General features: G+C 75.6%; 10 protein-coding genes. 4 read left to right on the top strand and 6 right to left on the bottom strand.

Going from position 1 to position 25,862, the window contains the following annotated elements; translation table 11 throughout:
• Positions 1–10: 10 nt before the first annotated feature.
• Together MXD57_RS14415 and MXD57_RS14410 are read left to right on the top strand one after the other, a co-directional pair.
• Positions 11–1,660: an alpha/beta hydrolase gene (locus MXD57_RS14415; RefSeq protein ID WP_250401801.1), complete on the top strand. Its 1,650-nt coding sequence runs from the start codon at positions 11–13 to the stop codon at positions 1,658–1,660.
• Positions 1,661–1,789: 129 nt separating this feature from the next.
• Positions 1,790–2,311 (top strand): DUF4232 domain-containing protein, encoded by a 522-nt coding sequence (locus MXD57_RS14410; protein WP_250401800.1) that lies wholly within the window; start codon positions 1,790–1,792, stop codon positions 2,309–2,311.
• A 38-nt stretch (positions 2,312–2,349) separates the two neighbouring features.
• Here the strand turns inward: MXD57_RS14410 and MXD57_RS14405 are convergent, their stop codons facing one another.
• The 5 genes from MXD57_RS14405 to MXD57_RS14385 form a co-directional block, all read right to left on the bottom strand.
• The gene (locus MXD57_RS14405) at positions 2,350–3,195 is read right to left on the bottom strand and encodes an alpha/beta fold hydrolase (RefSeq protein ID WP_250401799.1); all 846 of its coding nucleotides are present in this window, start codon (positions 3,193–3,195) and stop codon (positions 2,350–2,352) included.
• 97 nt (positions 3,196–3,292) lie between these two features.
• Complete coding sequence (locus MXD57_RS14400) at positions 3,293–4,432, bottom strand: alpha/beta hydrolase (RefSeq protein ID WP_250401850.1); 1,140 nt, start codon at positions 4,430–4,432, stop codon at positions 3,293–3,295.
• Positions 4,429–6,891: a thioester reductase domain-containing protein gene (locus tag MXD57_RS31525; protein ID WP_284505558.1), complete on the bottom strand. Its 2,463-nt coding sequence runs from the start codon at positions 6,889–6,891 to the stop codon at positions 4,429–4,431. The genes MXD57_RS14400 and MXD57_RS31525 overlap by 4 nt, the downstream gene beginning before the upstream one ends.
• Positions 6,892–6,924: 33 nt before the next feature.
• Positions 6,925–20,682, bottom strand: a complete 13,758-nt coding sequence (locus MXD57_RS14390; RefSeq protein WP_250401798.1) for a type I polyketide synthase — start codon at positions 20,680–20,682, stop codon at positions 6,925–6,927.
• A gap of 165 nt (positions 20,683–20,847) precedes the next feature.
• The gene (locus MXD57_RS14385) at positions 20,848–22,569 is read right to left on the bottom strand and encodes a fatty acyl-AMP ligase (RefSeq protein ID WP_250401797.1); all 1,722 of its coding nucleotides are present in this window, start codon (positions 22,567–22,569) and stop codon (positions 20,848–20,850) included.
• A gap of 457 nt (positions 22,570–23,026) precedes the next feature.
• Here MXD57_RS14385 and MXD57_RS14380 point away from each other — a divergent pair, with 457 nt between their 5' ends.
• The gene (locus MXD57_RS14380; protein WP_250401796.1) at positions 23,027–24,121 is read left to right on the top strand and encodes a baeRF3 domain-containing protein; all 1,095 of its coding nucleotides are present in this window, start codon (positions 23,027–23,029) and stop codon (positions 24,119–24,121) included.
• 70 nt (positions 24,122–24,191) lie between these two features.
• A complete protein-coding gene (locus tag MXD57_RS14375) occupies positions 24,192–25,217 on the top strand; it encodes a Gfo/Idh/MocA family protein (protein WP_250401795.1) in 1,026 nt (341 codons plus the stop codon).
• 8 nt (positions 25,218–25,225) lie between these two features.
• Here the strand turns inward: MXD57_RS14375 and MXD57_RS14370 are convergent, their stop codons facing one another.
• Complete coding sequence (locus tag MXD57_RS14370) at positions 25,226–25,639, bottom strand: SsgA family sporulation/cell division regulator (RefSeq protein ID WP_250401794.1); 414 nt, start codon at positions 25,637–25,639, stop codon at positions 25,226–25,228.
• Positions 25,640–25,862 lie beyond the last annotated feature (223 nt).

Here is a 25,862-nt window from a genome sequence, read left to right as displayed (position 1 = left end):
GAGGCGAAAGATGCTGGCCAAGCTGTCCACCCGGCCCGCCGTGCGGAAGTGCGCGGGTGCCGGCGCGCTGACCCTGACGCTGCTCGGATCCGGACTGCCCGCGGCGGCGGCCGACGAGCCGCGGGCGGGCCTGTCCCGCTTCTACGGGCAGAAGGTGGCATGGGCGGCCTGCGACGGCGCGGACATGCCCAAGGACCTGCAGTGCGGCAGCGTGACCGTGCCGCTCGACTACGCCCGCCCCGGCGCCGGAACGCTCGACGTGGCCCTGGCCCGCTACCGCGCCAGCGGCCGGTCACAGGGCTCGGTGCTGCTGAACTTCGGCGGACCCGGCGGCTCCGGGGTACGCGAACTCGCGGTGAGCGGGAAGCAGTTCATGGACCTGACCAACGGCTACGACGTGGTCACCTTCGATCCGCGCGGCGTCGGCCGGTCCTCCCCCGTGAGCTGCGGCGAGGGCGGCGAACAGACCTCGGTGGCGACGGGCCAGAACCTCGACATCACCCGGCCCCGGCCCCTGCTCGAGCGGTTGCGGCGGGCCGCCGACCAGTGCGCCCGCAACTCCGGTCCGGTGCTGCGCCACATAGGCACCGTGAACGCCGCCCGCGATCTGGACGTCATACGCCAGGCCCTCGGCGACAAGAAGCTCAACTACCTGGGCTTCTCCTACGGAACGCGGCTCGGCGCGGTGTACGCGGCGCAGTTCCCGCACAAGGTCGGCCGGATGGCCCTGGACGGTGTGGACACCCTGACCGAACCCCTGTCCGAGCAGGGTGTCGCCGGCGCCGAGGGGCTGCAGACGGCGCTGGACGACTTCCTGGACTGGTGCACGACCGACATCGCATGTCCGTTCGGACGCGATCGGCGCATGGCCGGGAGCCAGGTGGTCCGCCTGGTGCGCTCGCTCGACGCGGACCCGGTGCCCACGGACTTCGGCGGCGCCTTCTCCGGGCAGGACCTGGTGGGATCCATCGGATCCGCCCTGTACAGCGAGGAGCTGTGGCCCACGCTGGAGCGGGCGCTGGCGTCACTGGTCGACGACGGCGACACCCGGGGCGTGCTCAGCTTCTCCGCGGGCGCCTTCTGGCCGGGCGGCGGCTTCACCCCGCCCGTCCGGCGGTCCGGACCGGTCCAGGGACCGGCGGTGGACCGGCGCGACGGCGCGCTCGTGGACTTCGACGACGTCCCTGCCGACAACCTGCCGGCCGCCCTGCTGGCGATCAACTGCGCGGACGACCCCGACCGGCCCACCGACGACCAGCTCGCCGAGGATCTGGAGAACCTGCGGTCCGCCTACGACCAGGCCTCACCGGTGTTCGGCCGGTTCAAGCTCACCCAGCTCCTCATGTGCTACGGACGCCCCCAGGGCACCGACTTCATCCGGGACCGGGTGAAGGACCTCGACACGGCGAAGATGCTGCTGGTCGGCACCCGCGGCGACCCCGCGACCCCGTACCGGTGGACCGTGGAGACGGCCCGGCGGCTCGGTGCGGCGGCCGTCGTGCTGGACAACAGGGGCGACGGCCACACCGGCTACTCGTCGTCCAAGTGCGTGCACCGCAAGGTCGACGACTTCCTGCTGTACGGCTCCCTGCCGCCCGACGGCAGTTCCTGCCCGGCGGACCGGAAGGGCTGGAGCCCCACGTTCGGCACCGCCCGCTGACGACGGACATGGCGCGAACGGGTGACGGGGCCGATCGCGGCGCAACCCCCCGGCCGCCCGGCACGTCACACCCTGCGAGGCGTGCCCCGGCCCGCCGTACCCGCACCGACCACGACAGGGGAACCCGCCATGCGCATAAGAGCCGCCGTCGCCGTACCCGCCGTCTGCGCCGCCGTGGCGCTGCTGGGCGCCGCGCCGCAGAGCCAGGCGGCCACCGGGCGGTCCGGGCCCGCCCGCTGCGCGGAGCGGGAGCTCGCCGTCCGGGCGAAGGCCGCGTCCGCGGACCCCTCCGTGCTGCGCGTGGCCGTAACCAATCACGGGCGCCGCACCTGCGTGGTCGACCGGGTGCCCACGATCACGTTCGGCGACCTGGACGGGGCGGCGCTGCCGGTGCCCGCGGGCGGCAGGGGCACCTACGCGCTCAAGGCGGGCGGGACGGCCCACGCGGCCGTCCGTACCATCGCCGACCTGGCGGATCCGGAGGCCCGCCGCACCGGCTCGGTCACGGTGGCCGCGTCGGCCTCGCAGTGGGGCCGCACCTTCACCGCGGCCCGGCTCGGCACCGGCGGCGAGGTGCTCGTGTGGGAGCCGGTGACGACGTGGTGGCAGCCGACGGCGGCGGCCGCGGACCGGGCTCTCGGCGTCGGCTGAGGCCCGCTCCGGGCGCGCCTGCCGCTGCGGGGGCGCCGCTACGGCCGGGTGCCCGCCGCGGGCCTCGGCGCCCGCGCGGCGCCCTCCCCGGCCGGCCCGGCCTCCGCGGGCCCCGGGGTCAGGAACCGGTCCAGGGCCTCGGTCAGTTCGGCCGGCTTCTCCACGGGCAGTTCATGGCCGGCGTCGATGATGCGCACGACCGCGTCCGGATAGGCCTTGGCCAGCCGCAGCATCTGCCGCACGGGGAGCTGGATGTCGTGGTAGCCGTGCACCATCAGGGTGGGCGTGCGGATCTCGCCGGCCCGGTCGAGGAGGTCGAAGGCCCGCATGGCGCCGTACAGCGTCATGACGACCTCGCGCGGGGTCTGCGCGGAGGCGCGGATGTACGCGCGGACCTCCTCGCGGGGGTGGCCCGGCGCGAAGGCCCGCTGGATGTTGGCCGCGATGAACAGCTTGTACGGCGCGAGCGTGGAGGCCGCCATGAGCAGGCCCCGGCCGCGGCTGTAGGTCATCCGGCCGATGGAGTTGACCAGCACCATCCGTTCCACCCGCTCGGGGTGGGACAGGGCGATGGTCTGGGAGATCATCCCGCCCATGGAGTGGCCGACCAGTACGAACCGCTCGACACCGAGGTGGTCGAGGAGCGCCAGGACGTCCGCCGCCAGTTCCGCGACCGTCCGCACCCCGGCCCCGGTGCTCTCCCCGTGGCCGCGCAGGTCCAGCCGGATCACCCGCCGGTCCGCCGAGAAGTGCGCCACCTGGTGGTCCCAGCGGTGCCGGTTCGCGGTCCAGCCGTGCACGAAGACCAGGGGCACGGCCGTACCGTCGCGGGGGCCCTCGTCGTCGTACGTCAGTACGGCGCCGGCGACGTCGAGCTGCGGCATGGGGCCTCCTGGGGTGCGAGTCGGGGCGACTCCGGTTACTGACGGGTACGGTAACCGGCGGTGCCGCCCGCCGCCACCGGCCCGAGGGGAATCGGTCTCAGCGGTGCGCGCCGAGGAACTCCAGGACGTGCCCGAAGACGTCCAGCGCCGCGCCGCGGCCCAGGAACGGATCGAGGTGGCCGTAGCCGGGGATCTCGGTGTACGACACGTCGAGCTGCGGCTGCCGGCGGCACAGTACCTCGTGGCAGAGCTTCTGCGAGTCCAGCCACAGTCCGTTCTCGCTGCCCGAGAGCAGCAGCACCGGGGTGTCGATGCGCCCGGCGGCGTCCAGCGCGTTGGGCGGCAGGGCCCGGTAGCGGTGGTCGGTGTCGTGCCAGCGGACGACGGTGCGGGCCAGCTCGATCCGGCGCAGATGGGGCAGGATCCACAGCGGGGCGGGGCCGAGCAGTTCGGCGAGCCGGTCGTGGGTGGCCGGGTCGAGGTTCTCGTGGACGAAGAGGGAGGCACCGGTCCCCCAGGCCGAGTTGTGCAGGATCTGGCAGGTCGGGTCCGGGCAGTCCGCCCTGCGCGCGGCCAGGGCGAACAGCGGGGTGTACTTCGACCACAGGCCCACCGTGCGGATGTCGACCGGGATGTGGTCGATCCGGGTCTTCAGCAGTTCTCCCGCCACCGACATCCGCAGCGAGGTCCGCCCGGCCAGCTTGGGCGTGAGGAACACTCCCTGGGACACCACCCCGGCCAGGCCCGGGACGAGACCGGCGGCCATGCTCATCGACAGGGCGAGCGAGCCGATGCAGTGCGCGACCACGAACAGCGGCCGGTCGCCGATGCGTTCACGGACGTGGGCGACGGCCTCGGGGATGTCGTACAGGGCCACGTCGTCGTACGTGTACCGGCCCCCGGTCTCGTTGTACGGGAGCCTGCGGCTGCCCCGCCAGTCCAGCAGCCAGGGCTCGTAGCCGTCGTCGAGCAGGACGTCGACGAGGTTGCGGGTCTCGGGCAGCAGGAACATGTCGGCGGAGGCCGTGTGCCCGTGCAGCAGCAGCACGGCGGGTCGGCCCGGGTCGCTCGGGCCGACCCGGGTCAGCCCGAGACGGACGCCGTCGCTGGTCCGGAACGGGACCTCTTCGACCCGGGCCGGGTCCAGGCGGTGGCGCAGCGGGCGCGGTGTCACGCCGGTGCGGACCCTGCGCAGCGCGGGGCGGGCCGCCTTGCCGGGGGTGGTCCTGAAGATCATCGGTTGCGCTCCGTGAGGGTCGGGGTGCGGCGCAGGTCGAGCAGGTCGGCGGCGGCCCGGGCGAACGGGGCGACGAGGCCGCGGCCCATCTCCAGGCCGAACCAGGCGAGCCAGGTGAGCTTGGCGGCCCGCTTCTCCCGACCGGTCAGGCGCGGGTCGACGCGGATGCCGTCGATCTGCTCGCGGACGTAGGAGTCGGCGGGCACGACGACCTCGCCGAGCAGGCTCGCCGCCTCGCCCTCCCGGCCGAGCTCCACGGTGAGCGCCCGGGTCTGCCGCCACACGTCCCGGCGGGCGCGCGCGTACTTGCGGCCCTCGAGCCACCACCGGCCGCCGTCGGCGTCGCGCAGCGCGAGCCGGTAGCGCAGGAGTTGGTGCCGCATGCCGTGCCGTTGCGGGATGCCCTCCTCGGGACGCACCCACAAATCTCCGCGCTCCACAGTGAGCGGTTCGGGGTGCAGGGCGGGGCAGGTCACCTCCCCGGTGACGTCCACCCTCCGCTCCTTGACCAGCTGGTACATGCTCGCGATGGACAGGGTCAGCGCCATCGAGCAGGGGGTCGTGGCGGCGGCGCCGACCGGCCCGACGGTGCCCTCGGTGGTCTCGGAGAACCAGAGGTAGGGCCGGTCGTCCCGGTGCGGCAGCCGGGCCAGGCCGTCGCCGGCGAGCTTCTCGAAGGTCCTGAGCTGGGCCTGGGCGTCGTAGCGGGCGGCGGGGGCGAGACCGAGCGCGGCGACCAGGGCGTCGGTGCGCTCGGCCTGCGCGGCCGGGCCCGTCAGGGTGGCCTCGCACAGTTTCAGGGCGGTGGGGCTCCGCAGCACCCGGGAGAGGAAGCCGAGTTCGGGTACGGGCTCGTCCTCGAGGCGGGAGAGGGTGCCGGTGCGCCACTCGTCCCAGTCCTCGACGCGCACGTGCATGCCGCCGAGGGCCATGTCCCGTACGACGTCGTCGAGGGTGTTGGGCACACCGGTGAGGTTGTAGTCGAATCCCCACGCGTCGGGTTCGCAGATCGCGGCGACGGCGACCCGGCTGACCCAGTCCACCGGGGCGGCGTTGAGGTGGCGGAACGCCGGCACGGTGCGGAAGCGGCCGAAGGCGGAGATCAGGCCGCTGCTGAGATCCTGCGGGTTGTAGGCGCCGGTCCGCGTGTGGCCGCCTATGCCGCCGGGGCGGAGCGCGGTCACGACCAGGCCGTGGTCGCGGGCCCGGCGCAGGGCGACCTCGGCGGCCCACTTGGACTGGTCGTAGCCGGAGACGAGCCGGTCGATGTGGGCCAGCGGGTCGTCCTCGCCCATCGAGGTGATGCCCACCTCGTTGAACACCGCGATCGACGAGATGTGGTGCAGCGGTTTGGGGCGGCCCGTCGCGGCCAGTTCGGCGAGGGTGAGCGCGCCGAGGACGTTGCTGCCGCGCAGCGACCGGTAGCCGCGCAGGAAGTCCACGGCGGCCGCGACGCCGACGACGCCGTCGAGTTCGTGGGCGAGGGTGTGCCACCGCTCGTCGGTGAGGCCGAGACGCGGGCGGCGGATGTCGCCGGGCAGCACGGTGATCCGGCGGCGGATCTCGGACGACCACGGCAGCCGGTAGCCGCGCAGCTGTCCGGCGAGCCGTTCGGTGGCCGCCGCCTCGTCGTCGGCACGGACCAGGCAGTACACATGGGCGTCGCTGTGCCGCAGCAGGTCGAGCAGCATGTGGCCGCCGAGGAAGCCGGTCGCGCCGGTGAGCAGGACCCGGCGGGGCGGCACCGGTTCGGGCACCTCGGTGAACGGCAGCCGGTCGGCGAGCGCGAGGTCGGCGAGTATCTGCTCGAGGTCCTCCGGGCGGGCTCGGGAGCGGCGGTCGCCGCCGGTGCGGTCCGGGGTGCCGGGCCCGGCGGGCGGGGCACCGGGCGACGGGACGGGGAGGGTGCCGGCGGCCGGCGCCGGGGCGGGAGCGGCGGGCCGGCTGTGTGCGGGCGCCGGCGGTCCCGGAACGAACGTTCCGGCGGTACGGGCACCCGCGACGGCGGCCGGGCGGGACGCCCCGCCGGCGGACTCCGGGCTCGGCGGGGTCGCCGGGCCCGCCGGCGCCGCGGTGGCGGCTGAGGTGGGCGCCGGGGCGGCGCTCAGGAGCGGCAGCCAGCGGCGGGCCAGGCTGCGCGGGCGGGCGTCGGCGAAGACCTCGTCGAGGTCGACCTCGACGCCCAGTTCGCCCTCGAGTTCGGCGATGAGCTCCACCGCGTCCACGCTGGTACCGCCGGCGTCGAAGAAGTCGGCGTCGGGGTCCAGCCGGCCGGCGGCCAGCCGGCGGCCGGCCGCGGCGGCGACGACGGCGGTCAGGCCTTCCAGGTCCGGCGCCCCGGCGGGCGCGGCCCCGGGCCCCGCGCCCGCCGCCCGCACCCTGGCCAGCAGCTCGGGCACGCCGAGCCCGCCGCCGCCCCGCTCGATCGACTCGGCGATCGCCTCGTTCACGTCACGCATGAGTGCCCTTCGCGTTGTGCTCGGTCTTGTCGCTCACTGCTGGTCCCAGGAGCGGAACGCCCGCAGGTGCCCGGGCGTGACGACGACGTCCAGCCGCGCGTCGTCCGGATCGCCGCCCCCGAGGGCGGCGACCAGCCTGCGGGCGGGCGCGTTGCGCGGGGTGCGCTCCGCGGTGAACCGGACCTTGGCGCAGTCCAGTTCCTCGGCCCGGTCGGCGAGCCAGGCGAGCAGCCGTTCCTCGACCCCGCGGCCGAGGGCGCGGCAGCTCATCGGCCAGGCGAGGACGTCGAGCCGGTCGCCGTCGGCGGCCAGCGCGAGCAGCGCGATCTGGCCGTAGTCGCCGAACCGGTCGCGGGCCGCCGCGATCCACACCTCGCCCCGTTCGCGCCACCGGGTCAGGTCGGCGCCGTCGGCGGAGCGCGCCCGCAGGGTGAACTGGTTGGTGCGTCGTACGAGTTGCTCACCGCGTTCGACGTCCGCCGCGGTGAGTTCACGGATGTCGACCTCGAGGTCGAGCCGGGCCAGGAAGTCCTCGAACCCCGCGCCCGCACGGACGGTGTCCCTGGCCCGCTCCGCCTCGTAGAACCCGGCCCTGAGGGCGTCCTCGGCCGTCGCGGCGGCCGGGACGAGGGGCCACAACCGGTCCAGGAACGGCTCGAGTTCAGTGGCCGGCGGGCAGGTCACCGACAGCACCTGCGGGAGGGCCGCGCGCATCCTGGCGATCTCGGCCGGGTTGTCGTCCAGGAACAGGAAGCTGTCCAGGCCGAGGCCGAGGCCGCGGGCGGCCTCGTCGAGCCGGGCGGGCTTGGGCCCCCAGGCGGCCGAGATCACGCTGAAGTGCTCGGCCCTGAGCGGGCTGTCGGGGCGGTCGAGGACCGCCCGGACGGTGGCCTCGTCGTTGTTGCTGACCAGGACCAGCAGCGCACCCGCCGCCCGCCACCGCAGCAGCCTGCGGGCCAGCAGGGCGCGCGGGCCGGTGAGGTCCACCGCGTCGGGCCCGGCCTCGCCCGCCACGCCGCCCCACAGGGTCTCGTCGCCGTCGACCGCGATCACCTTGGGCGCGGGGCGCAGCACGGCGCGTACCACCTCGGCGAGGCGCAGCGCCGCCGCGGCCTGGAAGTCGGGGGTGAAGGGCAGGTGGGCGAGCCGCTCGGTGCGCTCGTCGAAGCGCTGCCCGACGGGGTGGTGCCGGGTCCACTCGTCGGGGCCGAGTACCGCGATCCCGGGCAGGTCGGCCAGGTCGGCGGCGATGCCGCGCTCCCAGTCCAGGAGCCGGTCGGTGGTCCCGGCGCTGGGCAGGACGCCGACGACGAGGGGCCTGCGGGTGCGCTCGGCCAGCGACTTCAGGGCGGCCGGGTAGGCGCCGCGCAGTTCGGCGAGGAGCGTGTCACCGACCGGTCCGAAGCGCTCCAGGTCGGCGGCGCGCAGCAGGACGACACCCATCGCGGTGGCCGGGTCGGCCAGGATCCCCGACGGATCCTGGAGGGCCGCCAGCACCTGGTGGTAGGGCGCCTCGGCGGTACGCACCCCCTCCTCCGCCAGCGCCGCCTCGCACATCAGTGGCAGGTGGCCGAGGGCGAAGGTGGCGGCCAGGGCGAGACGCGGCCCCTCGGCGGGCGGCTCGGTCCGCCGTTCGCCCACCGGTCCGGTCGCGTCCTCGGTGGTCCGGGCCAGCAGCCGCAGGAACTCCCCGCCCAGTCGGGCGGCGGTGTCCGCGTCCAGGATGTCCAGGTTGTGGTCGAGGCGGACGGTGCCCGCGTCCGGGGTCATGGTGACCATGAGGTCGAGGTCGGTGTGCCCGACCCCGGCGGGCAGCACCTCCAGGTGCTTCAACTCGCCTGAGAAGCGGACGTAGTTGAAGTAGACCTCGACGAGCGGTGCGTTGTCCCGGTGCAGGCCCTGGCGGGCGAGGGTGGCGAGCACGTCGGAGAACATGGCGCCCTTCGACAGGATCTGCCGCAGCCGGTGGTCGGTGCGCAGCAGGACGTCCGCGACCCGCTCCCCCGCCGCCGCCTGCGCGGGGAACGGCACGGGGACGCCGAAGAAGCCCACCGCGCCGACGGCGTCGGCGTGGATGCGGGTGTCCACCGGTACCGCGAGCACGAACCGCTCCCGCTCCCGGTCCCGGGCGAGCAGCACGGTGAGGGTGCCGAGGCAGTAGGCGGCGGGGGTGACTCCCAGACCGCTCGCGGCGTCCGCGACCCGCCGCATGAGCCCGTCGGGAATGTCCACGGTGACGCTGCCGGAGCGGTAGGAGCGGGTGTCCGGGCGGGGGTGCGCGAGGGTCAGGTCGAGCCGCTCGCTGCCGCGGAAGGCTTCGCGCCACTCGTCGCCGGGGCCCTGCCCGCCGCCCCGCTGCGCCTCGATCAGCAGGTCGAGGTCCCGGTTGGTGACGGTGCCGTCCAGCGGGGTGCCGGACAGCTCGGCGTCGATCTCCGCGGCCACCAGCAGCAGGGACTGCAGGTCGCTGACCGCGTGGTGGGCGCCGAACACCAGGACCTGGCCCCGCGGGCCGCCGTCGGCCAGCTCGAACCGCCACAGCGGCGGCACCGCCAGGTCGAACGGCGGTTCCAGCAGCAGCCGCAGCCGCTCGGCGGGGTCCACGTCCGTGAGCTCGGTCCAGCGCAGCGGCGGCGCGGGCAGCTCCCGGTCCACCCGGAGCTCGCGCCGGCCGTCGGCGCCGGTGACGACGCCCGTGCGCAGGGCGGCGTGCCGGGCGGCGAGCCGGTCCAGGATGCCGGTGAGGTCCTCCCGGGTGACCGGCGTGGTGAGCCGTACGGCGAGGCCCACGCCGTGGGCCGCGTGCGGCATGTCCGGCCGGGCGCTGCGCAGGAGGCGTACGACGTCCCGTGTGGCGGGCCGCAGTTCGGTCTCCGGGACCTCCCGGAGCGGTGCGTCCTGCCCGGTCCCGGCCGGTGCGGTGCGCTCGGGCAGTCCTTCGCCGAGGGCGCGGGCGAGGTCGCGGACGTCGGCGGCGGAGAACACGTCGGCGGCCGGGAGTTCGACGCCCAGCTCGCGGGCGAAGGCGTTGCGCAGCCGGACGAGCATGAGGGAGTCCAGGCCGAGTTCCTTCAGGGCGGAGGTGGCGAACACGTCCACGGCGCCGCCGGAGACCTCGCCGACCCGGGCCCGTACGTAGGTCTCGAGCCACTCGGCGCGCTCCTCCTCGGTGGCGGCCGAGAGGACCCGCCGCACGAGGTCGTCACCGTCCGCCTCGGCGGCCGGGACGGTCACCAGGTCGGCGAGCAGCGGCCGGCTGCGGGCCGCGTCCGGATCGAGGGCGAGCAGCTCCATGTCGAGAGCCATCGGCGCGAGTTGGCGGCGGCCCGTGGACAGCACCCGGTCGAACAGTTCGCCGCCGTCCTGCGGGGAGAGGGCGACGAGGCCCGAGCGGCCCGTCGCCGCGGCCCGGGTACCGGACCCGGCGACCATGCCGACACCGGCCCAGGCGCCCCAGTCCAGGCTGAGCGCCCGCCGGCCGGTGCGGGAGAGGTGGTGCGCCCAGGCGTCGAGGAAGGCGTTCGCCGCCGAGTACGGGCTCTGTCCGGCCGAGCCGAGCAGGCCCGCGGCGGAGGCGAACAGCACCAGGTTGTCCGCCTCGGGGACGAGTTCGGTGAGCAGGGCGGTGCCGAGCACCTTGGGCGCGAGGACGCGCAGGACGCGTTCGTCGGTGAGGTTGGGCAGGGTGGCGTCGTCCAGGACACCGGCCGTGTGCACGACGGTGGTGACGGGACCGGCCGCGTGGCGCACGGCGTCCAGGGCGGCGGTGAGTCCCGCACGGTCGGCGACGTCGGCGCGGGGCAGGTGCACGTCCACCCCGCGCTGTCGGAGGCCGGCGATCCACGCGCGGGCGGCCGCGTCCGGTGCGCCGCGGCCGAGCAGGGCGATCCGCCGGGCGCCGCGGCGGACCAGCCGTTCGGCGACGACCCGGCCGAGACCGCCGAGGCCACCGGTGATCAGGTGCACGCCGTCCGGCCGCACGGGGTGGCCGCCGTCGTCCGGGCGGGTGCGGGCCAGCCTCGGGACCAGCCGGCCGGTGTCGCGCAGCGCGACGAGGCGTTCGTCGTCCGCGTGCCGGAGCTGTGTCCACAGCCGGTCGGTGCCGCCGTCGGCGGGCAGGTCGACGAGGGTGGTGGCGAGTTCCGGGTGCTCCTGGGCCACGGCGAGGGCGAACCCCCAGGCGAGGGCCTGCTGCGGATGGGTCACGGCGGTGCTGTCACCGGCGGCCTGGCTGCCTCGTACGACGACGAACAGGCGCGGTGTCGCGCCCTGCGGCCGGTCGCGCCCGGTGAGGGCGCGGACCAGGTGGAGGGTGGTCAGGCAGCTCAGCCGGGCCGCCTCCCGCGCGCTTCCGCCGTCCGTGACCGGCGGGGCGTCGAGCGCGCAGAGCTGCACGATCCGCTCCGGCGGCGCGTCCGCGAAGGCCTCGTCCAGGAGCCTGGCGAGCTGCGCGGGGTCGGCCGGGTCGAGGACGTACCGGCCGGGGGCCTCGACGGCGTACTCGGTGCCCCGGCGGGCGACGGCGTACGGCACCAGGCCGTCCAGGCGGGCGGTGAGGTCGTCCGCCGTTCCGCTCTCGTCGGCGAGGATCAGCCAGCCGCCCTCGCCGGGCGGTTCCTGCGCGTCGGGGCGGGGCTGCCAGCGGGTCTCGAAGAGGGCGCCGTCCAGCGGGGACAGGGCGGCGAGCCGGAACTCGTCGATGGCGAGCACGAGTCGGCCGTCCTCGTCCCACAGCCGCAGATCGAGCGTGGCCGTGTCGCCGTCCACCGAGCGCAGGTCGCAGCTCACCCAGGCGGGCGTGGTGCGTGCGCCGCCGTGGTGCACACGGCCGGCTCCGGCGGGGACGAAGGCACGGCCGGCGGGCGCGGCGGCGGGCAGGGCCGCGCTGTGGAAGGCGGCGTCCAGGGTGGCGGGGTGCAGCAGGTGCCCGGCGGCGGGCCGTGCGGCCAGCCGGGCGAGGGCTGTCGTGCCGCCGTCCCGGTGGCCCTCCTCCAGGCCCCGGAAGGCGGGCCCGTAGTCGATGCCGAGGGCGGCGAGGCCCGCGTAGACCGCGCCGACGTCGACCCGTTCGGTGCAGCGCTCGCGCAGCGCGGCGAGCCCGGGCCCGTCGGCCGGGCCGGATGCCGGGGCCTGCGCGACGGTCCCCAGGGCGATGCGGCCGGTGACGTGCCGCTCCCACTGCCGGCGTCCGGCCGGGGCGGAGGAGACCGTGAAGTCCCGGTGGCCGTCCTCGGCCGGGCGCAGCGCGAGCTGCAGACGCACGGGGCGGCCGGCGTCCAGGCGCAGCGGCCGGACGAACCGGACGTCGGTCAGCCGTACCCCGTCGCCGTCCGCCGCCGGGCCGTCCGCCGCCGGGCCGGCGGCCGCTTCCAGCACCATGCCGAGGAGGGCGGCGCCCGGCAGCCACACCTCACCGGTGACGCGATGGTCGGTCAGGTAGGCGAAGCGGCCGTCGTTCAGGTCGATCTCGGTCTGGAAGAGGTCGCGGCCGGGCTCGTCGCCGGCCTGGAGGTGCACACCGAGCAGCGGTGAGCCCGCGGCACCGCCCGACCGCACCGGGGCGCGCCAGTGGCGGTCCCGGGCGAAGGCGTAGGTCGGCAGGTCGGCGCGGCGCCCGCGCGGGTACAGCGCGGTCCAGTCGGGCGTGTGCCCGGCCGTGTACAACTCCCCCAGCCTGCCGAGGAGGACGTCGTGCCCGTCCCGGCCGCGGCGCAGCGATCCGACGCAGGCGGCGTCGACGCCCGCCTCCCCGGCGACGGCCTCGATCGCCGGGAGGAGCGAGGGGTGCGGGCTGAGTTCGACGAAGTGGCGGTAGCCGTCGTCCAGCATCCGCCTGATCGTGTCGGCGAAGCGGACCGGCCGGCTGAGGTTCGCGTACCAGTAGGCGGCGTCCAGGCCGTCGCCGGGGACCGGTTCGGCGCGCACCGAGGAGTAGATCGGGGTCGGGGTGCGGCTGCCGCGGATGCCGGAGAGGCGGTCGAGGAGGCCGGCGCGCAGGGGTTCCATGAGCGGGGTGTGCGAGGCGAACGGCGTCGACAGCGCCCGGGTGGGGACGCCTCGTTCGGCCAGTTCCGCGCGGAACGCGGCGAGCGCCCGCGCCTCGCCGGAGACGGCGGTGGCGGCGGGCCCGTTGACCGCTCCGACGAACAGGTTCCCGGCGTGCGGCCGCAGCAGTTCCTCGACGTCGGCGGCCGGCAGCTCCACGGCGAGCATCCCGCCGTGCCCGACGAGGGGGACCACCGCCCGGGCCCGGCCGGTGACGGCGGTCACGGCCTCGTCGAGGGTGAGGGCGCCCGTGCTGTGGGCGGCGGCGATCTCGCCGAGGCTGTGGCCGACCACGGCGTCCGGGGTGACGCCGAGTTCGCGCCAGGCGGCGGCGAGGGACGCGTTCACGGCGAACAGGACCGGCTGGAGGTATTCGGTGCGGTCGAGCGGGGAGAACTCCTCCGGCGCGCGCAGCACGTTGAGCACCGACCAGCCGGCGCGCCGTTCGACGGCGGCGTCGATCCGGGTCAGCTCCGCCCGGAAGGCCTCGGACCGGGCCATCAGCTCCAGTCCCATGCCGGTCCACTGGCCGCCGTGCCCGGCGAACACGAAGGCGACCTTGCCGGACTGCTCCTCGCGGGGCGCGGGGACCGGCTTGCGGCCGCTGCCCAGGGCCCGGAGCGAGGAGAGCAGTTCCTCCCGGCCGTCCGCGACGACCGCCGCGCGCCATTCGAAGTGGCTGCGGTGCCGGGCCAGGGTGTGGGCGACGTCCGGGAGGGCGCTGTCGGCGGTGAGGTGCCGGGCGAGCCGGGCGGCCTGGCCGCGCAGTCCGGCCTCGCTGCGTCCGGAGAGCACGAACAGCCGCTCGCCGGGGCCGGGTTCCGTCTCCGCCGCGGGCCGGGCGGGGGCCTCCTCCACGACGACATGGGCGTTGGTGCCGCTGATCCCGAAGGCGCTGACGCCGGCCCGCCGCGGCCGCTCCCCGGCCGCCCTCCAGGCCACCGGTTCCTGCAGGAGCCGCAGTCCACTGCCCTCCCACTCGACATGCCGGCTGGGCGTGCCGGCGTGCAGGGTGGGCGGCAGGATCCGGTGCCGCATGGCCTGGACGACCTTGATGAGTCCGGCGACACCCGAAGCGGCCTGTACATGGCCGATGTTGGACTTCAGCGAGCCCAGGTACAGCGGGTGGCCGTCGGGCCGGGAGCCGGCGAAGACCTCGGCGAGGGCGTTGGCCTCGATCGGGTCGCCGAGGGTGGTCCCGGTGCCGTGGGCCTCGATGTAGTCGATGTCCGCGGGTTCGAGCCCGGACTGTTCCAGGGCGCGCCGGACGACCCGCACCTGGGCCGGTCCGTTCGGCGCGGACAGCCCCTGGCTGCGGCCGTCCTGGCCGACGGCCGTGCCGCGCAGCACGGCCAGCACCTCGTCGCCGTCCCGTCGTGCGTCGCCGAGCCGCTTCAGGACGAGCATGCCCGCGCCCTCGGCCCAGATGGCGCCGTCGGCGTCGTCGGAGAAGGCGCGGCAGCGCCCGGTCGGGGAGAGGCCGCGCAGCCGGCTGAACTCCACGAAGGTCTGCGGGGTCACCATCAGGGTCACCCCGCCGGCCAGCGCCAGATCGCACTCGCCCGCGCGCAGGGCCTGGACGGCGAGATGGGTGGCGACCAGTGAGGAGGAGCAGGCCGTGTCCACGGTCAGCGCGGGCCCGTGCAGACCGAGCGCGTAGGACAGGCGGCCGGAGGCGACGCTGAGCGCCGAGCCGGTGCCGACGTAGCCGTCGAGCTGGTCGAGGCGGGAGCCGGCCAGGTAGTCGCTGCCGAACATGCCGACGTACACGCCGGTGGTGGTGCCCGCGAGCCGGGCGGGCACGATACCGGCCCGCTCGAGCGCCTCCCAGCTCGTCTCCAGCAGCAGCCGCTGCTGGGGGTCCATCGCGGCGGCCTCCTTCGGGGTGATGCCGAAGAAGCCCGCGTCGAAGGACTCGATGTCGTCGAGGAAGCCGCCCTCCCGGGCGTAGGACCTGCCGGGCGCGTCCGGATCGGGGTCGTACAGCGCGTCGACGTCCCAGCGTCCCGACGGGAACGGGCCGACCGCGTCGCGGCCTTCGGCGACCAGCCGCCACAGAGCCTCCGGGTCGCCGACGGATCCCGGGAGCCGGCACGCCATGGCCACGACCGCGACGGGTTCGCCGGTGGCCGGGGTGTCGCGGCGGGGCGCCGCCGGGGCCGTCCTCGGGGCGGCGGTGCCGAGCGCGTGGGCGAGCAGGTACTCGGCCAGCCGGCCCGGGGTGGGGTGGTCGAACAGCAGGGTGGCGGGCAGCCGGACGCCCAGCCGGGCCGCCAGGCGGTTGCGCAGTTCGACGGCGGTGACGGAGTCCATGCCGAGGTCGCGCAGCGGCCCGCCGGCCGGTACGGACTCGGCGTCGCGCAGGCCGAGCGCGCGGGCCGCCTCCTCGCGGACCAGCGCGAGGACGCGTTCGGACCGCTCGGGTCCGGGCAGCCGGGCCAGCCGGGCGGCGAGGGCGCCGCCCGTCGCGGTGCCGGGGCGGGGGGCGGGCAGCAGCGTGCGCCACAGGCTGGTGCGCGCGGCGTCCGTCGTGCGCAGGCGGGGCAGGTCCAGCGCCCAGGCGACCTGGTGCGGAGCGTCGCCGCGCAGGGCCAGCACCACCAGGTCGCGGCCCTGCTCCGGGGTGAGGGCCCGGTGCCCGAGCCGGGCCATGCGGTCCAGGTCGGCGTGGGCGGCGGCGAGGCCCTCGCCCGCCCATGCGCCGAAGGACAGGGAGAGGCCGGGCAGGCCCGAGGCCCGGCGGTGGTGGGCGAGTTGGTCGAGCAGGACGTTGGCGGCCGCGTAGTTGCCCTGGCCCGGGTTGCCCACGACACCGGCGGCCGAGGACACCAGCAGGAACAGCTCCAGCGGAGTGCCGGCGGTGAGCCGGTGCAGATGGGCGGCGGCGTCGGCCTTGGGGCGCAGCACCCGCTCCAGCCGTTCGGGGGTCAGTTCGTCGATCACGCCGTCGTCGAGGACTCCGGCGCAGTGGACGACCCCGCGCAGCGGGAACTCCTCGCCCACCTCGGCGAGTACGCCGGCGATCGCGGCCGGGTCGGTGACGTCGCAGGCGACGACCTCGGCCCGCGCGCCGAGCGCGGCCAGCGCGGAGACGGCCTCCTGGGCGCGCGGGTCCTCGGCACCGCCGCGTGCCGTCAGCAGCAGCCTCGGCACGCCGCGTTCGGCGAGGAGCCGGGCGATGTGCCCGCCGACGGCTCCCAGGCCGCCGGTGACCAGGACGGTTCCGTCCGTGGGCACCGCCGCGGCCCGGTCCTGGCCCGGCTCCGCTCCTCGCGCGGCCTTCGCCGGGCGGGACCGGACCAGCCGGGGTACCAGCAACTCGGCGCCTCGCCAGACCAGTTCCGGCTCATCGGCGAGACCGGCGGTCGCCCGCAGCGCGGGGGCGGCGTCGAGGGCGGCGTCGTCCAGGTCGAGCAGGGTCAGTCCCAGGTCGGGGTGTTCGGCACGCGCGCTGCGCACCAGGCCCCACAGCACCGACTGGGCGTACGCCGGAACCGGGTCCCCGTCGGCGGCGGCCGTCGCACCGCGGGTCACCCACACGGTCCGTGCCGCCGCCCGGCCGTCGGGGAGCGCGACGAGCCGCCGCAGTTCCTCGAGGGCGCCGGTGGCCGTCTCGTGCGCGACGGCCACCGGGTCGGCGTCCGGTGCCGGGCACGGCCAGAAGCGTACGGCGACGTCGGCGCGGTGCTCGGTGCCGGGCAGGGCGTGCCGGGCGGTGGTGGCCTGCGCGTCGTCGGGGTCGCCGGCCACGGCCCAGGTGAGGTCCGGGGCGGGCGCGGGCCGCTCGCCCGCGGCCGTCCACGCCACCTCGTACAGGTGCCGGGAGTTCTCCGAGCCCGCGTCGAGGTCGGCGGGGTCGGCGGCGCGCAGGCGTACGGCCTCCAGGCGGCCGGCGGGGAGGCCGTCGGCGTCCCACAGGGTGACGTCCAGGGTGACGTCCGAGCCGGTGTCAGTGGTGCGCCGTACGCGTGCGGTCAGGTCGCCCGTGGTGACGGCCGGGAGGACGCAGCGGCCCACGGCGACGGGGAGCAGGGGGCGTCGCCCGGCCGGGCCGAGCGCGGCCGTCGCCTGGAGGGCGGCGTCCAGCAGGGCGGGGTGCACGGGGTACGGGCCGGCGCTGTCGCGGGTGGTGGCGGAGGGCGAGAGCCGGGCGAGGAGTTCCCCGTCGCCGGTGACGACCGCTGACCGCACGCCCTGGAAGGCGGGCCCGTATCCGAGGCCGAGCCCCGCCAGCCGGTCGTAGGTCTCCTCCGTCCATGCCTCTTCGGCGGGCTCGGGCCGCCGGGGCGGGTGTTCCGGGGGGAGCGGGGCCGAAGGGGCGGCGGAGGCGGTGGCGTGGAGGGTCCAGCCGGGACCGTCCTGACCGCGCGGGCGGCTGTGCACGGTGACCTCGGGCACGGGGCCCGCGGTGACGACCTCGACGGAGACCTCGGCCGTGCCCGTGCCGGGCAGGACGAGCGGAGCCACGAGCAGCAGGTCGGTGACGTCGGCCGCCTCGTCCGGGCGGGCCGCGGCGAGCGCGGCGCGGCACAGCTCCAGCAGGGTGGTGCCGGAGACCACGGTGCGGCCGAAGACGGTGTGGTCGGGCAGCCAGTCCGCGGTGGCCGGGGACCATTCCTGGCGGAAGGTCCAGCGGGTCTCGTCCGCGGACTGCAGTTGGACGCCGAGCAGTGGGTGGGCGGCGCTGTCGAACAGGGCGGGTCCGCCCGTGCCGGACTCGGGCTCGGTCCAGTGGCGCGCCGGGTCCCAGGCGTACGTGGGCAGATCGGCGGCGGTGGTGGGCGGGACCAGGCGGCGCCAGTCGACCCGGTGTCCGTGGGCGTGGAGTTCGGCGGCGGCCCGGTCCAGGCAGCCGGGACCGTCCTCGTCGCGGCGCAGTGAGCCGACGGCCGTCGGTTCGTGGCCGGTGTCCTCGCCGAGGGTGCGCAGCGCGGTGAGCAGGGCGGGGTGGGGGCTGAGTTCGACGAAGCCGCGGTAGCCGTCCGCGAGCATGCGCTCGACGGCGGGCGCGAAGCGGACCGTCTCGCGCAGGTTGGTGTACCAGTAGCCGGCGTCGAGTTCCTCCGTGACCGGTTCGGCGGTCACCGTGGAGTACCAGGCGATGTCCGTGGGGCAGGTGACGACGCCGTCGAGTTCGTCGAGGACCGGGGCCCGGAGGGGCTCGACCCGGTCGGTGTGGGAGGCGTAGTCGACGTCGAGGCGGCGGACGAACACCTGGCGCGCCTCGAGACCGGTGAGCAGTGCCTCGAGCGGTTCGACGGCGCCGGCGACCACCGTCGCCCGGCCGCTGTTGACGGCGGCGACCGAGACGCCGTCGACGAGCAGGGGCTCCACTTCGGTGCGGGACAGGGCGACGACGGCCATGCCGCCGGTGCCGGCCAGGCCGGTCAGGGCCCGGCTGCGCAGGGCGACCACGGCGGCGGCGTCGTTGAGGCTGAGGGCCCCGGCGACGCAGGCGGCCGCCACCTCGCCCTGGCTGTGCCCGATCACGGCGTCCGGCAGCACGCCCCGGGCCCGCCACGCGGCGGCGAGCGACACCATCACGGCGAACAGGGCGGGCTGGACGACGTCGACGCGGTCCGGTCGCGGGGCGTCCGCGTCGCCCCGCAGCACGGCCGCCACCGACCAGTCGGTGAAGGGGCGCAGGGCGGCGTCGCAGCGGTCGAGCTCGTCGGCGAACACGGGGTCGTGCTCCAGCAGGTCGCGGGCCATCCCGTTCCACTGGCTGCCCTGGCCGGGGAAGACGAAGGCCAGCTTGCCGCCGGTGGCGGCGTGTCGGGGCCCGGTGACCCGGTCGGGATCGGGCCGGCCGTCGGCGAGGGCGCGCAGGGCGTCGAGGAGCCCGGCACGGTCGGGTGCGTGGAGCACCGCGCGGTGCTCGAAGTGGGTGCGGTGGTGGGCCAGGGTCGCGGCGACCGGGGCCGGCTGGAGCTCGGGGCGGGCTTCCACGGCTTCCAGCAGCCGGGCGGCCTGTCGCCGGAGGGAGGCGGGGCTGCGGGCCGAGAGGGGCAGGAGAACGGGGCCGGACGGCTCGGCGGAGGCCGGCGCGGGGCCGGTGCCCGCGGTGGAGGCGGCGGCCGGGCGCGGGCCGGCCTGGGCGGCGGTGTCGGCCGGGTCGTGCGGCGCTTCCTCGATGATCACGTGGGCGTTGGTGCCGCTGATGCCGAAGGCGCTGACCCCCGCCCGGCGTACCCGGTCCGTGCCGCGCGGCCAGGCCAGGCCCTCGGCCGGCACCCGCAGCCCGGTGCCGGACCAGTCGATGCGGTCGGTGGGGCGCTCGGCGTGCAGGGAGGCCGGTATGCGCTCGTGGCCCAGGGCGAGGACGGTCTTGATGACGCCGCCGATGCCGGCGGCCGCCTGGGTGTGGCCGAGGTTGGACTTCAGGGAGCCGACGGCGAGCGGCCGGCCGGACGGCCGGTCCGGGCCGAACACGTTGGCCAGCGCCCGGAGTTCGATGGGGTCTCCGAGCCGGGTGCCGGTGCCGTGGGCCTCGACGTGGTCAAGGTCGTGCGGGTCGAGCCCGGCCGCGTGCAGCGCGGCCCACAGCACCCGTTCCTGCGCCGGGCCGTTGGGGGCGGACAGGCCCTGGCTGCGCCCGTCCTGGTTGACCGCAGACCCCTTGACGACGGCCAGGACCCGGTCGCCGTCCCGGCGCGCGTCGGTGAGCCGCTTGAGCAGGACGAGACCGCAGCCCTCCGCCCACACCACTCCGTCGGCGTCGGCGGAGAAGGGGCTGCACCGCCCGGACGGGGACAGCCCGCGCAGCCTGCTGAACTCGACGTGCGCACGTGGGGTGACCAGCAGGCTCGCGCCGCCGGCCAGGGCGAGGTCGCACTCCCCGCTCGCCAGTGCGCGCGTCGCCAGGTGCAGGGCGACCAGCGAGGACGAGCAGGCCGTGTCCACGGTCACCGCGGGCCCCTGCAGGCCCAGGGTGTAGGCGATGCGCCCGGAGGCCACACTGGCCGCCGAGCCGGTGCCGACGTGCCCGTCGAGCTGGCCCAGCGCGGCGGTGGCGAGGTAGCCGCTGTCGTACAGCCCGAGGTAGACGCCGGTGGAGCTGCCGTTCAGGGACTCCGGGAGGATGCCCGCGCGTTCCAACGTCTCCCAGGAGGTCTGCAGGAGCAGCCGCTGCTGGGGGTCCATGGCGGCGGCCTCGCGCGGCGAGATGCCGAAGAAGGCCGCGTCGAAGCGGTCGATGCCGCCGTCGAGGAAGCCGCCGCGCAGTGTGTACGCCTTGCCGGTGGCCTCCGGGTCGGGGTCGTACAGCCCGCTGGTGTCCCAACGGCCCGCCGGTACCTCGCCGATGGCGTCCCGTCCGGCGTCCAGCAGCCGCCACAGGGCCTCGGGGTGGTCGGCGCCGCCGGGGAGGCGGCAGGCCATGGCGATGATCGCCACGTCGTCGCCGGGACCGGAACGGCCGGGGGCGGTGCCGTCGCGGGTGGCGCCCGCCGGGTGCGGCCGCGCCGGGGGCGGCGCGAGGACCGCCTCCGCGACGGCGTGGATCGTGGGGTGGTCGAAGACGAGGGACGGCTCCGTGGGGCGGCCCGTCCGGGCGCCGAGTTCGGCGGCCAGGGTGACCAGGGCCCTTGATCCCAGGCCGAGTTCGGCGAGCGGACGGTGCGGGTCGAGGTGGGCCGGGTCGGTCCCGGCGGCCTCGGCGACGGCCGACACCAGCCAGGCCCGGACGTCCTCGGAGGTCGTCAGGGACGGCTCGGGGGTCTGCTTCGGGGACTCGTTCGCAGGCATCTGGGCAGCTGTCCTCGTGAACTCGGGATCAGGCAGGGCTCCGTACCGGGCTTCGGGCACGCGGTACGGCGAAGCGGGGGCGTCCGCCCCCGGCCGGGGCCGTGCGGTGGCGGCCGGGGGGCGCCGGACCGCCGGCGCCGGTTCGGGCGCGCCGGCGGCGGGCGGTCACATCGGGGGCCCGGTCACCACGGCGAGCGTGCCCGCGAGGTACGCGTCCCGGGTGGCACGGCGCTGGATCTTCCCGCTGGACGTCTTGGGGATCGTGCCGGGCCGGACCAGCACGACGGCGCGCAACGTCAGACCGTGGGCGTCGCCGACGGCGGCCCGGATCACATCGGTGATCCTCTCCGGCTCCCCGGCGCTGTCCGGGGCGGTCTCGGCGACGATCACGGGCCGTTCGCCGTCCGCCCCCGCGTCCACGGAGAACGCGGCGGTGCATCCGGGGCGCAGCGCCGGATGGGTCAGTTCGGCGGTCAGCTCCAGGTCCTGGGGGTAGTGGTTGCGGCCGTCGACGACGATGAGGTCCTTCAGCCGGCCGGTGACGAACAGCTCGCCGTCCTTCAGCAGGCCGAGGTCGCCCGTGCGCAGGAACCGGCCCTCGTGGCCGGGGAGTTCGGCCCGAAACGTCTGGCGGGTGGCGAGCGCGTTGCGCCAGTAGCCCTTGGCGACACCGGCACCGGCGACCCAGATCTCGCCGACCTCGCCCTCGGGCAGCTCCCGCCCGCTCTCCGGGTGGACGACGGCCACGGTGACGCCGGGTCCGGGCCGGCCGCAGCCGACGGCGGCCGCGTCGGCCTCTCCCGCGTTCGGGGTCCCGTCGGCCGCGGCGAGCAGGGTGGGCGCGGTGGCCGTGGTGCCGCCGGTGACCATCAGGGTGGCCTCGGCCAGGCCGTAGCAGGGGTACAGGGCCTCGCGGCGGAAGCCGGCCGGGGCGAAGGCGTCGGCGAACCGGCGCAGGGTGGCCGCGCGCACCGGCTCGGCGCCGTTGAAGGCGACCTTCCACGCGCTGAGGTCGAGGTCGCCGAGGAGTTCGGGGCTCGCGTGCTTCAGGGCGAGTTCGTAGGCGAAGTTGGGGCCGCCGCTGGTGTGCGGCCGGTAGCGGCTGACGGCGGTGAGCCAGCGGGCCGGTTGCTGCAGGAAGTGCAGGGGCGAGAACAGGGTGGCGGTGGCGCCGAGGTAGACCGTGTTCAGGACCGGGCCGATGAGGCCCATGTCGTGGTAGACCGGCAGCCAGCTGACGAACATCTCGTGGTCGTGGGCGGCCATCGCCTCGGGGGTGTGTCCCATGCGCTCGGTGATGACGGCCTCGTTGGCCAGCAGGTTGCCGTGGGTGACGGCGACCCCGCGGGGCGCGGAGGTCGAGCCGGACGTGTACTGGAGGAACGCGACGGTGTCCGGGGTGAGTTCTGGTTCGCGCCAGCCGGAGGCCGTGCCGTCGGGGATGTCCTCGGTGGCGACACGGGCGATCCGGTCGAGCTCGGGCAGGTGCTCCGCCATGCCGTCGAGCGCGGCGAGCACACCGCGGTCCCCCAGCACCACCTTGGCGTCCGCGTCCGCCATCAGGCGCTTCGTCCGGTTCAGTGCCCGGTGGTTCTGGGCGCGTCCCTGCGGGGGCACTCCCGGGACGGCGATCACCCCGGCGGCCAGGCAGCCCAGGTACGCGCAGACGAACTCGAGACCGGGCGGGTACAGCAGCATGGCCCGCGAGCCGGCCAGGCCGCGGTCCTGGAGCCAGGCGGCGACGGCGCGGGAGCGTAAGGCCAGCCGGTGGTAGGTGAGTTCCTGGATCTCTCCGTCGCAGTCACCGGTGACGAGGTGGCGGTACGCGGTGCGCTCGGGGTGGTTCGACGCGTGCTTGATCAGTAATTCGACCAGGGATCGTGCCATGGGACGAGTCTCACCTGTCTGAATAGGTGGCGAGGAGACAGGAGTTCGGTGGCGTCGCCTGCGCACCGGCGGCCCGCCGCGACCCGGCCCCGTTGCCCGGTCGTCGAGCCCGGCTCTCCGCTCGGGGCGCCGTGGTCCGACGGCTCCTCGCGGTCCCCCCGCAGCAATTGCTACTGACAAGTAGCACCATAGCAAGTCCGTTTGGTCGAGATGCCGACCGCGCGTTAACGCTTCGTATCCAAGCGCATCGGCCGGGACCGTGTCGATGACGACGGCGTGAACGGGCGCCACCGGACGGCCCGTATCGCCGGGAACGCGGCGCCGCCGGACCCGCACGCCCGCCCCGCCGCCGCGCGGGGATGCGCGCCGGAGCGCGACCGGTTCACTACGGAAGGCGACCATATGTCACCCTTTCGGCCCAAGTGCCGGATAGGTGAAACCGCCCTATCGTTCTGTCATGGAGCACGCACTGAGTCCCGCAACCCTCGCCGAACTGCGGCGCCCGCGTCCCTACCCGGCGGTGTCCGTCCTGACGCCGACGCACCGCCGTGAACCCGAGAACGGCCAGGATCCCGTGCGGCTGCGCAACGTGGTCGCCGCGGCCAAGAAGCGGCTGGAATCCGACCCCTCGGTCACCCGGGAGCGGCGCGCCGAGGTCGTGACCCAGCTCGACCGCGCGCTGGCGGAAGTGGATCTGGCGCACGCCGAGGACGGCCTGGTGATCTTCGCCGCTCCGGGCGAGCACCAGGTCTGGTCGCTGTCCCGCACCGTGCCGGAGCGCGTGGTGCTCGCCGACACCTTCCTGACCCGCAATCTCGTCTCCGCGCAGGTCGCCGCGCGCCCCTTCTGGGTCCTGTCCGTCTCCGCCGACCGCGTCACGCTGTGGAGCGGGGGCGAGGACCGGGTGGTCGAGGACCGCAGCGGCGGCTTCCCCCTGATCCGCAGGCAGGAGAACTTCGACGCCGAGCGCGAGATGCGGCGCGGCGACCTCCCGAGCACCTTCACCGACGAGGGCACACGCCGGTTCCTGCGCGAGGCGGACACGGCGATGGGCCCGGTCCTGCGCGAGCACCCCCGCCCGCTGTACATCACCGGCGAGGACGCGGCGCTGTCGCTGCTGGAGGAGGTCGGCCGGATCTCCATGGGCGCCGTCCGCGTACGCCACGGCGGTCTCGCGCACGCCGGGCCCGAAGCGGTCTGGCAGGCGCTGCGCCCCGTGCTCCGGGAGGAGGACTGGAAGGGCACCGACCTGGTCGTCGGGGAACTGGTCTCCGCCCGGGGCCGGCGGAACTTCGCGGCCGGGGTGGACGAGCTGTGGCAGAACGCCCGGGAGGGCCGGGTGCGGCTCCTGGCCGTGGAGGAGAACTACCGCACGGCCGTCCGCGAGGACGGCGGTCACCTCGTCCCGGCCGAGCCCGGAGACCTGGACGCCCTGGACGACATCGTCGACGAGATCGTCGAGCAGTGCCTGGAGACCGGGGCCGACGTGCGGTTCGTGCCCGACGGCGCGCTGGGCGAGGCGGGCGGCATCGCGGGGGTGCTGCGCTACTGAGGCACCCCAGGACAGCGCTTTCCCGGCGGCGTACGCTGCGGCGTGATCGTCGGCGAGAGGGAGCGCGCGCATGGGTGACCTGCTGGGTGTGGCCGTACTGGGTGCCGGACGCATGGGTGCCGACCACATACGGCGGCTGGACCGCGGCGTCGCCGGCGCCCGGGTCGCCGCAGTCGCCGACCCGGAGCCCGGGCGGGCCGAGGAGGCGGTCGCCGGCATCGACGGGGTCAGCGTGCACACGGACCCGGTGGCCGCGCTGGACGCGCCCGGCGTGGCCGCCGTGCTGGTCGCCTCCCCCGGGCCCGCGCACGAGGATGCCCTGCTGGCCGCGTTGCGGCGGGGCCTGCCGGTGCTGTGCGAGAAGCCCATGGTCCCGGACCCGGCGGGTGCGCTGCGGGTGGCCGAGGCCGAGGCACGGCTCGGCCGCAGGCTCGCGCAGGTCGGCTTCATGCGCCGTTACGACGCCGGGTACCGCCGGCTGAAGTCGCTCCTGGACGGGGGCGCCCTGGGCCGTCCGCTGATGCTGCACTGCACGCACCGCAACGTCTCCTCGCCCGCCCACTTCACCAGCGACATGCTGATCAGCAGCTCGGTGTCGCACGAGATCGACGCGGCCCGCTGGCTGCTGGGGCAGGAGCTGACGGCGGTGACCGTGCTGCGCCCCGCCCCCTCCGCGCGTGCCCCCGAGGGCCTGGCCGATCCGCAGTTCGTGCTCTTCGAGACCGAGCGCGGCGCACTGGTCGACGTGGAGGTCTTCGTCAACTGCGGCTTCGGCTACCAGGTGCGCTGCGAGGCCGTGTGCGAGGCGGGCAGCGCCCGCATCGGCGACCAGCACTCCATGGTCGTCACCACCCGGGGCGGCGCGGGCGAGGAGGTGGCCCAGGACCACCTGGTCCGGTTCGCGGACGCCTACGACCGGGAACTGCGGGCGTGGGTGGACGCCACCCGGCGCGGCGAGGTCACCGGCCCGGACGCCTGGGACGGCTACGCGGCCTCCGCGGTGGCCGGGGCCGGGGTCCGGGCGCTGGAGACCGGCGGCAGGGTGGCCGTCGCACTCGCGCCGCGCCCGGCCCTGTACGCCGGCGCCGGCCGCTGACCGGGCACTCAGACCCCGTCGAAGAGGCTGCTCAGCCCCCGCTCCACGACCGCCGCGAGATCCTCCTGCCCGGCCGGCACCAGGGCGTGGCTGTTCAAAAGGAAGCGGCGCAGCACCGAGGTCGGGAACTGCACGAGGGCGAGGCCGCACGGCGAGTGGAACTCCAGGACCGTCCGGGTGCGGCCGTGCGGCCATATCCGCACGTCGCCGTGGCCCGCCGGGGCCCGCAGCCCCTGGTCCAGCAGCGAGCGCGCGAAGGTCCAGGTGACCTCGTCGTCCACCAGCGTGGCCTCGGGAGGGAAGTCCACGAAGACGGCCAGGGGGTCGTCCGCCGTGTAGCGCAGGGTCGCCGCCACCGGGAGCTCGCGGTCCTCGGCGGTGATGAGACGGGCTTGGGCGGGCTGTTCGACAATGAGGTCCATGCAATTAAGGAGTCCGCGGAGGCCCCTCACAGGACGTCAATTCCGGACAGAGTTGATGCGCGTCGAACGACGGGCGTCACAGGGGAACACCAGAGCGTCGAACACACGGCTGAGCACCTTTCGGAAATCCCTCGCCATGACACAAGTCCCGTAGTGCGCCTACGACTTGATCCCCTCCTCGCGTACACCATTCGTACCCTCGGAACGCCCCGGAAAGACTCTG

Source organism: Streptomyces cellostaticus, from assembly GCF_023630175.1.
GTDB lineage: Bacteria > Actinomycetota > Actinomycetes > Streptomycetales > Streptomycetaceae > Streptomyces > Streptomyces cellostaticus_A.
This window is presented reverse-complemented; position numbering and strand designations above follow the sequence as displayed.